At 41.5% G+C, this 14,152-nt stretch carries 23 protein-coding genes; all 23 read right to left on the bottom strand.

Annotated elements, in window-relative coordinates:
• Positions 1-3 precede the first annotated feature (3 nt).
• A complete protein-coding gene (gene rplR, locus QS39_RS01180; RefSeq protein WP_000624044.1) occupies positions 4-360 on the bottom strand; it encodes a 50S ribosomal protein L18 in 357 nt (118 codons plus the stop codon).
• An 83-nt stretch (positions 361-443) separates the two neighbouring features.
• Positions 444-980, bottom strand: a complete 537-nt coding sequence (rplF, locus tag QS39_RS01185; protein ID WP_000086626.1) for a 50S ribosomal protein L6 — start codon at positions 978-980, stop codon at positions 444-446.
• 186 nt (positions 981-1,166) lie between these two features.
• Positions 1,167-1,565: a 30S ribosomal protein S8 gene (gene rpsH / locus QS39_RS01190; protein ID WP_000245504.1), complete on the bottom strand. Its 399-nt coding sequence runs from the start codon at positions 1,563-1,565 to the stop codon at positions 1,167-1,169.
• Between the two features lie 284 nt (positions 1,566-1,849).
• The gene (locus tag QS39_RS01195; RefSeq protein ID WP_001085697.1) at positions 1,850-2,035 is read right to left on the bottom strand and encodes a type Z 30S ribosomal protein S14; all 186 of its coding nucleotides are present in this window, start codon (positions 2,033-2,035) and stop codon (positions 1,850-1,852) included.
• A 17-nt stretch (positions 2,036-2,052) separates the two neighbouring features.
• Positions 2,053-2,595, bottom strand: a complete 543-nt coding sequence (rplE, locus tag QS39_RS01200) for a 50S ribosomal protein L5 (protein WP_000013542.1) — start codon at positions 2,593-2,595, stop codon at positions 2,053-2,055.
• Positions 2,596-2,618: 23 nt separating this feature from the next.
• Positions 2,619-2,924 carry a 50S ribosomal protein L24 gene (rplX, locus tag QS39_RS01205; RefSeq protein ID WP_000497691.1) on the bottom strand — a complete coding sequence of 102 codons (306 nt, stop codon included), beginning with the start codon at positions 2,922-2,924 and terminating at the stop codon, positions 2,619-2,621.
• A gap of 78 nt (positions 2,925-3,002) precedes the next feature.
• Positions 3,003-3,371: a 50S ribosomal protein L14 gene (gene rplN / locus QS39_RS01210; RefSeq protein WP_000616545.1), complete on the bottom strand. Its 369-nt coding sequence runs from the start codon at positions 3,369-3,371 to the stop codon at positions 3,003-3,005.
• Between the two features lie 25 nt (positions 3,372-3,396).
• The gene (rpsQ, locus tag QS39_RS01215) at positions 3,397-3,657 is read right to left on the bottom strand and encodes a 30S ribosomal protein S17 (protein ID WP_000440801.1); all 261 of its coding nucleotides are present in this window, start codon (positions 3,655-3,657) and stop codon (positions 3,397-3,399) included.
• Positions 3,658-3,681: 24 nt separating this feature from the next.
• The gene (rpmC, locus tag QS39_RS01220; RefSeq protein WP_000772918.1) at positions 3,682-3,888 is read right to left on the bottom strand and encodes a 50S ribosomal protein L29; all 207 of its coding nucleotides are present in this window, start codon (positions 3,886-3,888) and stop codon (positions 3,682-3,684) included.
• A gap of 9 nt (positions 3,889-3,897) precedes the next feature.
• Positions 3,898-4,311, bottom strand: coding sequence for a 50S ribosomal protein L16 (rplP, locus tag QS39_RS01225; RefSeq protein ID WP_000960946.1), 414 nt, complete (start codon positions 4,309-4,311; stop codon positions 3,898-3,900).
• A 3-nt stretch (positions 4,312-4,314) separates the two neighbouring features.
• On the bottom strand, positions 4,315-4,968 hold the full coding sequence (rpsC, locus tag QS39_RS01230; RefSeq protein ID WP_000529936.1) for a 30S ribosomal protein S3: 654 nt from the start codon (positions 4,966-4,968) through the stop codon (positions 4,315-4,317).
• A 12-nt stretch (positions 4,969-4,980) separates the two neighbouring features.
• Positions 4,981-5,325 carry a 50S ribosomal protein L22 gene (gene rplV / locus QS39_RS01235; RefSeq protein WP_000818137.1) on the bottom strand — a complete coding sequence of 115 codons (345 nt, stop codon included), beginning with the start codon at positions 5,323-5,325 and terminating at the stop codon, positions 4,981-4,983.
• An 11-nt stretch (positions 5,326-5,336) separates the two neighbouring features.
• Positions 5,337-5,618, bottom strand: a complete 282-nt coding sequence (rpsS, locus tag QS39_RS01240; protein ID WP_000533766.1) for a 30S ribosomal protein S19 — start codon at positions 5,616-5,618, stop codon at positions 5,337-5,339.
• Positions 5,619-5,721: 103 nt separating this feature from the next.
• Positions 5,722-6,555, bottom strand: coding sequence for a 50S ribosomal protein L2 (gene rplB / locus QS39_RS01245; RefSeq protein ID WP_000512911.1), 834 nt, complete (start codon positions 6,553-6,555; stop codon positions 5,722-5,724).
• 17 nt (positions 6,556-6,572) lie between these two features.
• Positions 6,573-6,869, bottom strand: a complete 297-nt coding sequence (locus tag QS39_RS01250) for a 50S ribosomal protein L23 (protein ID WP_001055347.1) — start codon at positions 6,867-6,869, stop codon at positions 6,573-6,575.
• Positions 6,869-7,492 carry a 50S ribosomal protein L4 gene (gene rplD / locus QS39_RS01255; RefSeq protein ID WP_000024549.1) on the bottom strand — a complete coding sequence of 208 codons (624 nt, stop codon included), beginning with the start codon at positions 7,490-7,492 and terminating at the stop codon, positions 6,869-6,871. Before rplD ends, QS39_RS01250 begins: the two co-directional genes overlap by 1 nt.
• Before the next feature lie 24 nt (positions 7,493-7,516).
• A complete protein-coding gene (gene rplC / locus QS39_RS01260; RefSeq protein ID WP_000160197.1) occupies positions 7,517-8,143 on the bottom strand; it encodes a 50S ribosomal protein L3 in 627 nt (208 codons plus the stop codon).
• An 82-nt stretch (positions 8,144-8,225) separates the two neighbouring features.
• Positions 8,226-8,534, bottom strand: a complete 309-nt coding sequence (gene rpsJ, locus QS39_RS01265; RefSeq protein WP_001284513.1) for a 30S ribosomal protein S10 — start codon at positions 8,532-8,534, stop codon at positions 8,226-8,228.
• A 255-nt stretch (positions 8,535-8,789) separates the two neighbouring features.
• Positions 8,790-9,380 carry an anaerobic ribonucleoside-triphosphate reductase activating protein gene (gene nrdG / locus QS39_RS01270; protein ID WP_060805947.1) on the bottom strand — a complete coding sequence of 197 codons (591 nt, stop codon included), beginning with the start codon at positions 9,378-9,380 and terminating at the stop codon, positions 8,790-8,792.
• A complete protein-coding gene (locus QS39_RS01275) occupies positions 9,373-9,879 on the bottom strand; it encodes a GNAT family N-acetyltransferase (protein ID WP_077804396.1) in 507 nt (168 codons plus the stop codon). Before QS39_RS01275 ends, nrdG begins: the two co-directional genes overlap by 8 nt.
• A gap of 197 nt (positions 9,880-10,076) precedes the next feature.
• On the bottom strand, positions 10,077-10,217 hold the full coding sequence (locus tag QS39_RS01285) for a hypothetical protein (protein WP_000521621.1): 141 nt from the start codon (positions 10,215-10,217) through the stop codon (positions 10,077-10,079).
• Between the two features lie 11 nt (positions 10,218-10,228).
• Entirely contained in the window at positions 10,229-12,436 is a 2,208-nt protein-coding gene (nrdD, locus tag QS39_RS01290; RefSeq protein ID WP_173253816.1) for an anaerobic ribonucleoside-triphosphate reductase, read from the bottom strand.
• Positions 12,437-12,555: 119 nt separating this feature from the next.
• Positions 12,556-14,094, bottom strand: coding sequence for a damage-inducible protein CinA (locus tag QS39_RS01295; RefSeq protein ID WP_077804398.1), 1,539 nt, complete (start codon positions 14,092-14,094; stop codon positions 12,556-12,558).
• Between the last annotated feature and the right edge of the window lie 58 nt (positions 14,095-14,152).

Below are 14,152 nucleotides of genomic sequence, written 5' to 3' on the forward strand. Positions count from 1 at the left end.
CTATTAGAATTTCAATCCGTTTTCACGAGCTGCATCAGCCAAAGCTTTCACACGTCCGTGATATAGATATCCACCGCGGTCGAACACCACTTCTGAAATACCTTTAGCGTTTGCACGTTCTGCAACGAGTTTACCGACAGCAACGGCTTGTTCAGTTTTAGTTCCTTTTGAAACTTCTTTGTCAAGAGTTGAAGCACTTGCGAGCGTTACACCCGCTACGTCATCAATCACTTGAGCGTAGATGCCTGTATTAGAACGGAATACGTTCAAACGTGGGCGATCAGCAGTTCCAGAGAGTTTTCCGCGAACGCGACGGTGGCGTTTTTGGCGGAGTTTGTTTTTATCTGGTTTTGAAATCACAGTTTTCACCTCTTTAGTTTTAAATCGTGTGCTATGCACAAAGTTGGAAAATAGGTTGGTGGTTGAGAATCAACCACTCAACATTATTTACCTGTTTTACCTTCTTTACGGCGAACGAATTCACCAACGTAACGGATACCTTTACCTTTATATGGTTCTGGTGAACGAAGGCTACGTACGTAAGCAGCTGTTTGACCAACTACTTCTTTTGAAATTCCGCTAACAACAATTGTTGTTGGGTTTGGAAGTTCAAAAGTAATTCCTTCTGGAGCTTCAACTTCGTCTGGATGAGATTTACCAACAGCCAAAACAAGTTTAGATCCTTGAAGTTGTGCACGGTAACCAACCCCGCGCATTTCAAGTTCTTTCTTGAATCCTTCTGATACACCAACAACCATGTTGTTCAAAAGGGCACGAGTAGTTCCGTGGATAGTTTTCATTTCTTTTGAATCGTTTGGACGGTGAAGAGTTACTTCAGTACCTTCCACACGGATTTCAATATCTTTTGAGAACTCACGAGTAAGTTCTCCTTTAGGTCCTTTTACAGTTACAACGTTGTCATTGTTAGTGATTTCAACACCAGCAGGCAACACGATAACTTTATTACCAATACGTGACATGTTTATTTTCTCCTGTTAAATTGTCAGGCCAGAACGGCCAGTTTTCACGGGGTTAAATCGATTTCTCGATTTAAAGGAACATTTAGTTTCAATTTCAAAGTGAATCTAGGCATCGTCTCGCAGGCATAACTTTGGGTTAGGCAAGAGACGATAACGAAGAGTCACAAAGAAATTGGGAGCTAAACATTACCAAACGTAAGCGATAACTTCTCCACCAACATTCTTTTGGCGTGCTTCTTTATCAGTAAGCAAACCTTCAGAAGTTGAAAGGATAGCAATTCCAAGTCCGTTAAGAACTTTTGGAAGATCTTCACGTTTTTTGTAGACACGAAGTCCTGGTTTAGAAACACGTTTCAAGTTAGTGATAACTTTTTCACCGTTTGGTCCGTATTTAAGGAATACACGGATGATGCCTTGTTTGTCATCTTCGATGATTTCAACGTTTTTTACAAAACCTTCGCGTTTAAGGATTTCAGCAATCCCTTTTTTGATGTTTGATGCAGGTACTTCAAGTACTTCGTGTTTAGCTTGGTTAGCGTTACGAATACGAGTTAGGAAGTCTGCGATTGGGTCAGTCATAACCATTTTGTTTTTCTCCTCTTACTAGTAGTTTGCAAGTTGCACTTGCTAGTTAATACATGATACAAAGAGCGTAACAGCAAGAGCAAAAATAGGCAATTTGATGCAGGAGCGATGCTCCAAAGAAAATTGGTCTTTTTTGCCAAAGCTGTAGCTCGTGTTCAAATTGGCAAGTCCAACTGAACCCGGGCTAAACTCTGTGTGAAAAAGATAAACTATCCAAGAAACTTCAGTTTCTTCGTCAAATTTCCTATTTTCACTTAGAGTTTTGACGTCCTTGATATCTTAAATTACCAAGATGCTTTTGTTACACCAGGGATTTGTCCTTTGTAAGCTAATTCACGGAAGCAAACACGGCAAAGTTTAAATTTGCGGTAAACTGAATGTGGACGACCACATTTTTCACAACGAGTATAAGCTTGAGTAGAGAACTTCGCTGGACGTTTGTTCTTAGCAATCATTGATTTTTTAGCCATTAGATTTACCTCCTATATTATTTTGCAAAAGGCATTCCAAGGCCTGTAAGCAATGCACGTGACTCTTCGTCAGTGTTAGCAGTTGTTACGATAACGATGTCAAGACCACGAGTTTTGTCAACGTCATCGAAGTTGATTTCTGGGAAGATCAATTGTTCTTTCACACCAAGTGTGTAGTTTCCGCGTCCATCAAATGATTTTGTTGGAACACCGTGGAAGTCACGTACACGTGGAAGTGAAACTGAAACCAATTTATCCAAGAATTCGTACATACGTTCACCACGAAGGGTAACTTTTGCACCGATCGCAACACCTTCACGAAGACGGAAGCCGGCGATTGATTTTTTAGCTTTAGTGATAAGTGGTTTTTGACCTGAGATAAGCGCCAATTCTTCAGCAGCTTTTTCAAGGCTTTTAGCGTTTGATACAGCTTCACCAACACCCATGTTCAAAACGATCTTATCTACTTTAGGCACAGCCATCACTGATGAGTAGTTGAATTGTTCTGTCAAAGCAGGAACTACTTCATTAAGATATTTTTCTTTTAAACGATTTGCCATTATACTTCTCCTTTCCTTCGTGATTAATCAAGCACTTCGCCTGATTTTTTGTTGTAGCGAACTTTTTTACCGTCTACAAATTTGTAACCAACACGACCAGCTACACCATTTTTGTCCAAAACTTGAACGTTTGATACGTGGATAGCTGCTTCTTTCTCGATGATACCACCTTGAGGAAGTTCGTTAGTTGGACGTTGGTGTTTCTTAACGATGTTAACACCTTCAACGATAACTTTGTTTACTTTTGGAAGGGCAGTAAGGACAACAGCTTCTGTTCCCTTATCTTTACCAGCGATTACGCGAACTTTGTCGCCTTTTTTTACAAACATTAGGTTTCTCCTTGATTTTTCTTACGCCCATAAGGGCACCCTGGAGGTAAATCCAGGGGACTAGTTTGTTTCTAAAAATTAAAGTACTTCTGGAGCAAGTGACACGATCTTCATGAAGCCACCTTCACGCAATTCACGTGCAACTGGGCCAAAGATACGTGTTCCGCGAGGAGTTTTGTCTTCACGGATGATAACTGCTGCGTTTTCGTCAAATTTGATGTATGAACCATCAGCACGACGAGCACCTGATTTAGTACGAACGATAACTGCTTTAACAACGTCACCTTTTTTAACCGCACCACCAGGAGTAGCTTGTTTTACAGATGCCACGATAACATCACCGATGTTTGCAAATTTACGTCCTGAACCACCAAGAACTTTGATAGTCAAGATTTCGCGAGCACCGCTGTTGTCTGCGACTTTCAAACGAGTTTCTGTTTGAATCATTTCAGTTTTCTCCTTTCAGGTTTGATTAGATGATGACCGCTTCTTCAACAACTTCTACAAGACGGAAACGTTTTGTAGCTGAAAGCGGGCGAGTTTCCATGATACGTACGATATCGCCTTCTTTGGCAACATTGTTTTCATCATGAGCTTTGTATTTTTTAGAGTAGTTAATACGTTTACCATAGACTGGGTGGTTACGTTTTGTTTCAACTACAACTGTGATTGTCTTGTCCATTTTGTCAGATACAACACGTCCAACAAGAACTTTACGATTATTGCGTTCCATTGAAATTTCTCCTTCCCTAGTCTATTATTTCGCTTCAGATTGAACTGTTTTGATACGAGCGATTTGTTTTTTAACTTCTTTCAAGCGAGCTGTTTGTTCCAATTGACCAGTAGCAGCTTGGAAACGAAGTTCAAACAATTCTTTTTTCAATTCGTTTTCGCGCTTCGCGAGTTCTTCTTGAGAAAGACCACGAAGTTCTTTAACAAATTCTTTTACTTCATTAAGTTTCATGCCTTCTCCTTATTCTGCTTCACGTTTTACGAATTTACATTTAACTGGCAATTTGTGGCTAGCAAGACGAAGTGCTTCGCGAGCGATCTCTTCAGATACACCAGCGATTTCGAACATCACTTTACCACGTTTAACTGGTGCTACCCAACCTTCAGGTGCCCCTTTACCAGATCCCATACGCACACCGATAGCTTTAGCAGTGTATGATTTGTGTGGGAAGATTTTAATCCAAACTTTACCACCACGTTTCATGTAACGAGTCATGGCGATACGAGCAGCTTCGATTTGGCGGTTAGTGATCCAGTGGCTAGTTGTAGCTTGAAGACCGTATTCACCGAATGCTACTTCTTTTCCACCTTTTGCTTCACCGCGCATTTTTCCACGGAATTCACGACGGTGTTTAACACGTTTAGGTACTAACATTGGTTATTTACCTCCTTTAGTGTTTTTGCGAGCTGGAAGAACTTCACCACGGTAGATCCATACTTTAACACCAAGTTTACCGTATGTAGTATCTGCTTCTTCCCAAGCGTAATCGATATCTGCACGAAGTGTGTGAAGTGGAACAGTTCCTTCAGAGTATCCTTCAGCACGGGCGATATCTGCACCGTTCAAACGACCTGATACTTGAGTTTTGATTCCTTTAGCTCCAGCACGCATTGCACGTTGGATTGCTTGTTTTTGTGCACGACGGAAAGCAACACGTTGCTCCAATTGACGAGCAATACCTTCACCTACAAGGTGAGCATCCAAATCAGGTTGTTTGATTTCGATGATGTTGATGTGTACTTGTTTTCCAGTCAATTTGTTAAGTTTTGCACGGAGTGCATCAACGTTAGCACCACCTTTACCGATTACCATACCTGGTTTAGCAGTGTGAAGTGAAACGTTAACTTTGTTTACTGCGCGTTCGATTTCGATAGTTGAAACTGCTGCGTCAGCAAGTTCTTTTTGAACGAATTTACGGATTGCAAGATCTTCATGAAGGTAATCCGCGTATTCTTTTTCAGCATACCATTTGGCATCCCAATCACGGATGATGCCGACACGCATACCAATTGGATGTACTTTTTGACCCACGATTTTACCTCCTTATTTTTCTGCAACAGCTACAGTGATGTGAGCTGTACGTTTGTTGATTGGTGAAGCTGAACCTTTCGCACGTGGACGGAAACGTTTCATAGTTGGTCCTTCGTTTGCGAATGCTTCAGATACTACCAAGTTAGCTTTATCCAAACCAAAGTTGTTTTCAGCGTTAGCTACAGCTGAGTTCAAAACTTTCAAGATGATTTCAGCAGCTTTGTTTGGAGTGAATGTCAAGATTGCGATTGCATCGGCTACGCTTTTACCACGGATGTTATCAAGAACAAGACGTGATTTACGAGGTGAAACACGTACTGTACGAGCCATTGCTTTAGCTGAAGTAATTTCTGCCATTTATGTTCTCCTTATTTTCTACGTGTTTTCTTGTCGTCTGCAGCGTGACCTTTGTAAGTACGAGTTGGTGCAAATTCACCAAGTTTGTGACCTACCATGTCTTCTTGGATGTAAACAGGTACGTGTTTACGTCCGTCATAAACTGCGATAGTGTAACCAATGAAACTTGGGAAGATCGTTGAACGACGTGACCAAGTTTTAATAACTTTTTTCTTTTCGTCGTTAGCTTGAGCTTCAACTTTTTTCATCAAATGCTCATCGACGAAAGGTCCTTTTTTAAGACTGCGTCCCATTTTTATATTTTCTCCTTTAAATGTTGTACCACAGCGGCTTGCGCTCACATGGAGCGCTACCGAGCTGGCGGATTTACTAGTTGCTTAAGCGACTAGTTTAATATTATTTCTCGTTGCGACGACGAACGATAAGTTTGTCAGATTTCGCTTTCTTGTTACGAGTTTTAAGACCAAGAGCAGGTTTGCCCCATGGAGTAGATGGTGCTTTACGACCAACTGGTGCTTTACCTTCACCACCACCGTGTGGGTGATCGTTAGGGTTCATTACAGAACCACGAACTGTTGGGCGGATACCTTTCCAACGGCTACGTCCTGCTTTACCAAGGTTTACAAGTCCATGTTGTTCGTTTCCGACAACACCAACTGTAGCACGGCAAGTTCCAAGAATCATACGAACTTCACCTGATTGAAGACGAACAAGAACGTATTTACCTTCAGAACCCAATACTTGAGCAGATGCACCAGCAGCACGTACCAATTCACCACCACGACCTGGTTTCAACTCGATGTTGTGGATCAAAGTACCAACTGGGATGTTAGCAAGTGGAAGAGCGTTTCCGACTTTGATATCTGCTTCTGGACCTGAAACGATACGTTGACCAACTTCAAGACCTTTTGGAGCGATGATGTATGCTTTCACACCGTCAGTGTAGTGTACAAGAGCGATGTTTGCAGAACGGTTTGGATCGTACTCGATTGTTTTAACAACTGCTTCAACGTTGTCTTTGTTACGTTTGAAGTCAACCAAACGGTAGAAACGTTTGTGTCCACCACCTTGGTGACGAACTGTGATACGACCGTTGTTGTTACGACCAGCCTTGCTCTTCAATGCAACAAGCAATGATTTTTCAGGAGTGCTTGTTGTGATTTCAGCGAAATCCAAAGAAGTCATATTACGGCGACCGTTTGTTGTTGGTTTATAAACACGAATTCCCACGATATTTCCTCCTTAGATTATTCAGCTTCAGCAGCAAACAACTCGATTGCTTTAGAATCAGCTGTAAGTGTGATGATAGCTTTTTTAGTTTTGTTAGTAAAACCAGTGTAACGTCCAACACGTTTAGCTTTTGGTTTTACGTTGATTGTGTTAACGTTGGCAACTTTAACACCTTCGAAAGCAGCTTCAACAGCTTGCTTGATCAAAAGTTTGTGTGCACGAGTGTCAACTTCAAATACATATTTTCCTGCTTCAAGTTGAGCCATTGAGCTTTCAGTGATGACAGGTTTTTTGATAACATCATACAAATTCATTATGCAAGAACCTCCTCGATTTTAGAGATAGCTGCTTGAGTAACAAGAAGTTTGTCACTATTTGCGATGTCAAGAACACTTGCAGTTGTAGCAGTCGCAACTTTCACGTTTGGAAGGTTACGAGCTGAGAGAGCTGCGAATTCGTTTCCTTCTTCAAGAATAACAAGGACTTTAGAATCGATGCTCAAAGCTGCAAGAACTTTTGCAAATTCAGCAGTTTTTGGAGCTGTAAATTCAAGAGAATCAACGGCTACAAATTTATTTTCAGCAACTTTTTCTGAGTAAACAGATTTAAGCGCAAGGCGACGAACTTTTTGAGGAAGTTTGTACGCATAGCTACGTGGAGTTGGTCCGAAGACGATTCCACCACCACGCCATTGTGGAGAGCGGATAGAACCTTGACGAGCACGTCCAGTTCCTTTTTGACGCCATGGTTTGCGTCCGCCACCTGAAACAGCTGAGCGGTTTTTAACTGCGTGAGTTCCTTGACGAAGGCTAGCACGTTGGCTGATGATCACATCAAACACAACAGATTGGTTTGGTTCGATACCAAAGATTGCATCGTTAAGAACAACTTCGCCAGCTTGTTTACCAGTTTGGTCGAATAATGTTACATTTGCCATTTTGACTGTATTCCCCTTTCCTTATTATTTACCAGCTTTAACTGCTGATTTGATAGTGATAAGAGATTTCTTAGCACCTGGTACGTTACCTTTGATAAGGATAACGTTCTTTTCTGGAACAACTTGTACAACTTCAAGGTTTTGAATTGTTACACGGTCGCCACCCATACGTCCTGCAAGGTTTTTACCTTTGAATACGCGGTTAGGTGCAACAGGTCCCATAGAACCTGGACGACGGTGGTAACGAGAACCGTGAGCCATTGGTCCACGTGATTGTCCGTGGCGTTTGATAACACCTTGGAAACCTTTACCTTTAGAAGTACCAGTTACGTCAACAACGTCTCCAGCTGCGAATGTTTCAACTGTGATTTCAGCACCAACTTCCAAGCCTTCAACGTTTTTGAATTCACGAATGAAGCGCTTAGGAGCCGTGTTAGCTTTCGCTACATGTCCTTTAGCAGGTTTGTTGCTCAATACTTCGCGTTTGTCATCGAAACCAACTTGGATAGCGTTGTATCCGTCTGTTTCAACAGTTTTAACTTGAAGAACAACGTTTGGAGTTGCTTCAATAACTGTTACAGGGATCAATTCGCCAGCTTCAGTGAAGATTTGAGTCATTCCCACTTTTTTCCCTAAGATTCCTTTTGTCATGAGAAAATAGTTCCTTTTCTATATTTTTTATTCAAAAAGTTTTTAACGAGCGTTTTTTATGCTCAAGGTATCAAGCTTTAGATTAAAGTTTGATTTCTACGTTTACACCACTTGGAAGATCCAATTTCATCAACGCATCAACTGTTTTTTGAGTTGGGTTAACGATATCGATCAAACGTTTGTGTGTACGCATTTCAAATTGTTCGCGAGAGTCTTTGTATTTGTGAGTCGCACGAATAATTGTGTAGAGGCTACGTTCAGTTGGAAGTGGGATTGGACCCGCAACTTGTGCACCTGTACGAGTAGCTGATTCTACGATTTTTGCAGCCGCTGTATCAAGCGTACGGTGTTCGTAAGCTTTCAAACGGATACGGATTTTTTTGTTTGCCATCTTTTTCTCCTTTTCGTCTATTTAAGATAATAGGCTAGCTCCACAAGAAAACCGACGCGGAGTTGCGTGGCAATGCAACCGAGCGTGTCGCAACCTCTTGCATCAAAGCTAAGACTGTAATTTACAGCACCATAATAGAATAACACAAAGCCCCTGCGATTGCAAGGGATTTGTTGCTGTTTTTTCGTTTTTTTACAATGAAACTGTTTTCTTTTTTTATAGGTCATTTATTTAACTATTCTCTATAGAAGAAAGTTACTCTCTCTTCACCTGTTCATAGCTTTCTTTTCCGTCATTAAGCTTATCCCAAATCACTACTTGCCCACTTTTGAGAGATTTTTGCACATCGATAATTCTTTGGTTTGAAGATCCGCGGAACTGAAGCATAAGATTTCTCTTAGTTCGATCGTATCGTCCATCAACAAGAATGTCAATCAGCGACAAGAGTTCCAATTTATCTGGAGTTTCCAACATCATTTCTTCCCAAGTGTAGCCCGTCCAGGACCAGATATCTTTTTCTGGCAATTCCTTTCGAATGCGTTTAACGAGAGGTAAGAGAATGCCCGTATTGAGGAAGGGTTCCCCTCCTAGCAAGGTCAAGCCTTGAACATAGGGCTGGGCAAGGTCTGCCATGATTTGTTCTTCTAGCTCTGCTGTATAGGGAATGCCAGCATTAAAAGACCAAGTGGCAACATTATAGCAACCCTCACAGTGAAACATGCAACCTGATACATAGAGAGAGTTACGCACACCTTCTCCATCTACAAAGTTAAAGGCCTTGTAGTCGATGATACGCCCTTGACTGAGTTCCTCGCTTTTCCATTCTTGTGGTTTTGGATTATTCATTCGCTACCTCTATCCAATAACGCTCGACTCCATTACGAGCATCATCACATATTCCACCATTTGCTAGAATGACTGCTCTACTAGCAGGATTATTCACACTACAGGTCACCAGAGCTTTCTTGATGTTCTTTTCCTTAGCGACTTTCAAGCCCTGACGGAGAATTTCCTTAGCATAACCTTTGCCTCTTTCTGATGGACGAATGGAGTAGCCAATGTGGCCAGCATAATTCAGTAAACCCTCATTCAGTCTCAATCGCAGATTCAAAAATCCTAGAGCACGACCTACATCATCAAATGATACAAATTGAATAGAAGGAACACGATTTTCAGGCAAGTTTATTCCCATCTCTTTTTGCATATTTGTTTCCAACCACCCTTCATACACAAAGTTCTCTGTATCCCAAAATCCACCATCATGGGCTGATTGGCTCTTTTCAAACTCTGCCATCATGTCTAAAACAGCTTCTCTATCTACTATTGTCGGTCTGCGTAATTCCATCCTTACCTCCCACTATGAGAAAAGCGAGAGCTGACTCTCATACTCTTCGAAAGTCAAATTCAAACCACGTCAGCGTCACCTTACCGTAGATATATGTTACTGACTTCGTCAGTCTTATCTACAACCTCAAAGCAGTGCTTTGAGCAACCTGCGGCTAGCTTCCTAGTTTGCTCTTTGATTTTCATTGAGTATCACTTTTATTTTTTCTTGTTCTTATTTAAAAATTGTTCTCTGAGGCTGAGCAAGCGTTCTTTTTTACCAGCTCCACCTTTAGAGTGTTTCTCGTGATAACGGGTCACTTGTGCTCGACCCTTATCGTCTAATTGATATTTTCCCATTTCAGTTCTTTCTAATTGGTTACTTGATGACCAGCCATTTTAATCGTTGAGCCATTCATGTGTTTGACACGCGCAGCGATTTCCTTGTGACGTCCATTAACCATCGGACGCGCTTGAGGATTGCCTAGATAGCCGCAAGTTCGTTTGACCACATCTACTGTTTTAGGGTCGCTATTGCCACAGTTTGGACAAGCAAATCCTCTCTCAGTTGGTTCAAAATCCCCTTCAAAGTCACACTTGTAGCAACGGTCAATTGGAGTATTAGTCCCCAGATAACCCACACGGTCATAGGCATAATCCCAGACAGCTTCCAAGGCCTTTGGATTTTGTTGAAGGACTGGATACTCACAATAATGGATGAAACCACCTGATGCACCTGCTTCTGGATAGACTTTCTCAAAGTCTAATTTTTCAAACGGTGTTGGATTTTTACGAACATCGTAGTGGAAAGAATTGGTGTAGTATTCCTTGTCTGTAATATCAGGAATAGAGCCAAACTTGTCTGTATCTAGTCGGCAGAAACGATCTGTCAAACTTTCAGATGGTGTTGAGTAGATAGAGAAATGATAGCCATATTGGTCAGACCACTCTTCTACACGACGTTTCATATCACGAATGATATCCAGCGTGAATTCTTTGGCTTCTGGATTGTGTTCCCAGCTATTTCCAAAGAAGACTGTCGCTACTTCGTACAAACCGATGTAACCCAGCGAAACAGTTGCGCGACGATTCTTAAAGAGCTGGTCAACACTTTCTTCTTTACCTAGACGATGACCAAAAGCACCGTATTGATAAAGGATAGGAGCATTGGCTGGCGTCGCCTCTTTCGTGCGTTCGACACGATAAACAAGAGCATCTTCAGCGATGTTCATACGTTCGTTGAAGATTTCCCAGAACTTATTCATGTCGCCCTCAGACTCGAGAGCAATACGAGGCAGGTTAACCGTCACAACACCCAGATTCATGCGACCTGAATTAACCTCAACACCATTCTCATCCTTCCATCCTTGGAGGAACGAACGGCAGCCCATAGGAACTTTGAAAGAACCTGTCAACTCAACAATCTTATCATAGGACAAAACATCTGGGTACATCCGTTTTGTTGCACACTCTAGAGCCAACTGCTTTATGTCGTAGTTGGGTGTCCCTTCCTCTAAGTTGAGTCCTCTTTTTAGCGTGAAGATAAGTTTAGGGAAGATAGCTGTGCGGTGTTCTGAACCAAGTCCCTTGATTCGGATGTTCAAGATAGCTTTTTGAATTTCCCGCTCAAAACGATTGGTTCCCAGGCCAAAACCTAGCGAAGTGAAAGGTGTTTGCCCATTTGAAGTGAAGAGGGTGTTGATTTCATACTCAAGAGATTGCATGGCATCATAGATGTCTTTTTGCGTTTTCTTCCAGGCATAATCTTCCCGCTTTTCAGGCAAGACCCATTCTTCTGCATCCTTGAGATGTTTTTGGTAATTCTTCTCTGCATAAGGCGCCAAAACTTCATCAATACGGTCAGCTGAACAGCCACCGTACTGGCTAGAAGCAACATTGGCGATAATTTGGGAAATCTGAGCTGTCGCAGTCTGGATAGACTTGGGACTTTCTACCTCTGCATTTCCAATCTTAAAACCATTTTCCAACATACCCTTGAAATCAATCAAACAGCAGTTGGTCATAGGTGTATAGGGACTGTAGTCCAAATCATGATAGTGGATATCCCCCTTTTGGTGGGCATTGGCTACGTGCTTAGGAAGCATTTGCAGTCCGATTGATTTCCCAACAATCCCTGCTGTCAAATCACGCTGGGTATTAAAGACATCGCTGTCTTTATTAGCATTTTCATTGACAACTGCCTGGTCTTTGTTGAGAAGCTTATGGATACTAAAGTTGATATCCGTCGCTTTTGAGCGCTCAAAATCCCTCTGTGTCCGATAAGTAATATACTCCTCAGCTAGGGCATATTCTTTTGCTTCAAGGAGTTCATGTTCTACGATATTTTGAATTTCGTAAATCTTAACCCCCTGTGGAAAGCGACTATGAATTTCTGTGACAATTCGCTCGGTCAGAGCATTGAGGCGCTTTTCAACCAAGGGTGTCACATCCATAACCTTGTCAGCCGCCTTGTGGAGAGCTTTGTCAATCTTGTCCACATCAAATACAACACGTCTCCCATCTCGTTTCTCGACGAAGAGAGTTGGCAAAATTGTAATTTTTTCTTCTAGTGCAATCATATGCATGCTCTTTTCTAAAATGTTCTTTCTAAAAAGTATTATACCACTCTAAAAAGAAAAATCAATATCTTGTGTTAAAAATCCTAAAATTTTTAAAAATACACAAGATATTGATTTAGTTATTTGATTTTATAGACTTTGAATTCTGAGTAATCAGTCTTTACTAGTTGGTAATTTTCTTTCAAGATTGTTTCCACTTCAGACCAGACTGCTACCTTATCATTCACCACAATCACCTTGGGTTGTTTTTCTTTCAAGTCATTGAGTAGCTTATTCCGGTTTTCCTCAGTTGCTGTATAGTGCATCGGGGACAAAATAGCCGATGGCGACAAGCGCTCACTCTTACGATAAAGAGTTGCAGTATCATCCCATGCATAGATAGCATCTTCCGTACTTGTCTCCTCTTTCACCAAATCAGCAAGACGCTCACGTTCTTGATAAGGTACTGGATAAAGGACAAACCTCATCAAAAAAGGAACAGCCAAAAGATATAACAAAGTTAAAATCGGTAAGTAAAGATTCCCCTTAGTATAGCGATGCCAGAGACTAACAGGCTCTTCTCTGCGTCTTCTTCTAACGCTACGACCACTCTGTTGCCCCTTGATATTGGATACTAAAAGCAGAAGAAAGACAGGGAAAATGAGCATCAAACGGGATGCATGTAGAGGATCCTGTGTAAAGAAAATCACTACCAAACCTAAAATTAGGAACAAACTCGCAGGCACTGAGATGACATATAGTTTAGAGGATTTAGATTGAAAGAGACCTAAAAAGACAAAAACCAAAACTCCCATGCCAAGAGCCAACAACCCATAAAACAAAACATTTTCTATCAATGCCGAAACAGAAACCAAACGAATGGAATGAATTGGATACAAAATTCCACTAATCGCATCCTCAAAACTTCCTGTTGCAACACTATAGTAGGCAGTTGGATAAAAGACCAGTGAGAAACCTAAAGCCACTGCAAGAAACTGATAAAATCCATGTGCAAAACGTCTATGCCCAAGGTTAAAGACCAACAAGCCTAAACTCACTACAGCAATAAACAGGAGCGAGGCCAAGGGAGCAAAGAAAAATCCTCCTGCCAAAGCTAACCCAATCCGTACAAATCCCTTATCATGGCTTGGATTACTTAGGTAAGCCGCAACTAAACTAAAGGCCGCGAATAAGAAAGGAAGCGCTAAAAGAGTCGCATATCCTCCACCAAAAGCAAGACCTGTAACCAGCATGTAAAAAATAGTCACCAGTTGTCCAGCTTGGTCTCCTTGCTCTGTCAAGGTGTCCGCCGATCGAAAGAGGAAAAATCCTCCTGCTACCAAGGCTAACCACTCAAAAATGGCAAAGAAAAATCCGCCCTGAGTCACGTAAGTCAGCAAATAATAAAGCAAACCTTGACTTCCATAATAGTCGCTGTAAATCTTCCCTGTCTGATGAAGGGCCCAACCTGCATAAAAATCCTGCACTTCCTGTGCACTCATTAAATCGAGTAATAGCGGTACTCCTAGAGTTATCCCTGTTACAAGCGTACTCCATAGTAAGATTTTTACCAAAGGAAGACGACTTGATTCACGATGATGCGATTCTTGTTCGATTTGGTATTCTAGAGGTTCACTATTCTCCTGATGAACTTCTTCTACTCTACCATACACACTCATATCGTTTCTCCTATTCAATTTATCTGTCTTAGTATATCAAAAAGTCCTAGGATTGTCA

Source organism: Streptococcus mitis, assembly GCF_002005545.1.
Taxonomy (GTDB): Bacteria; Bacillota; Bacilli; order Lactobacillales; family Streptococcaceae; genus Streptococcus; species Streptococcus mitis_I.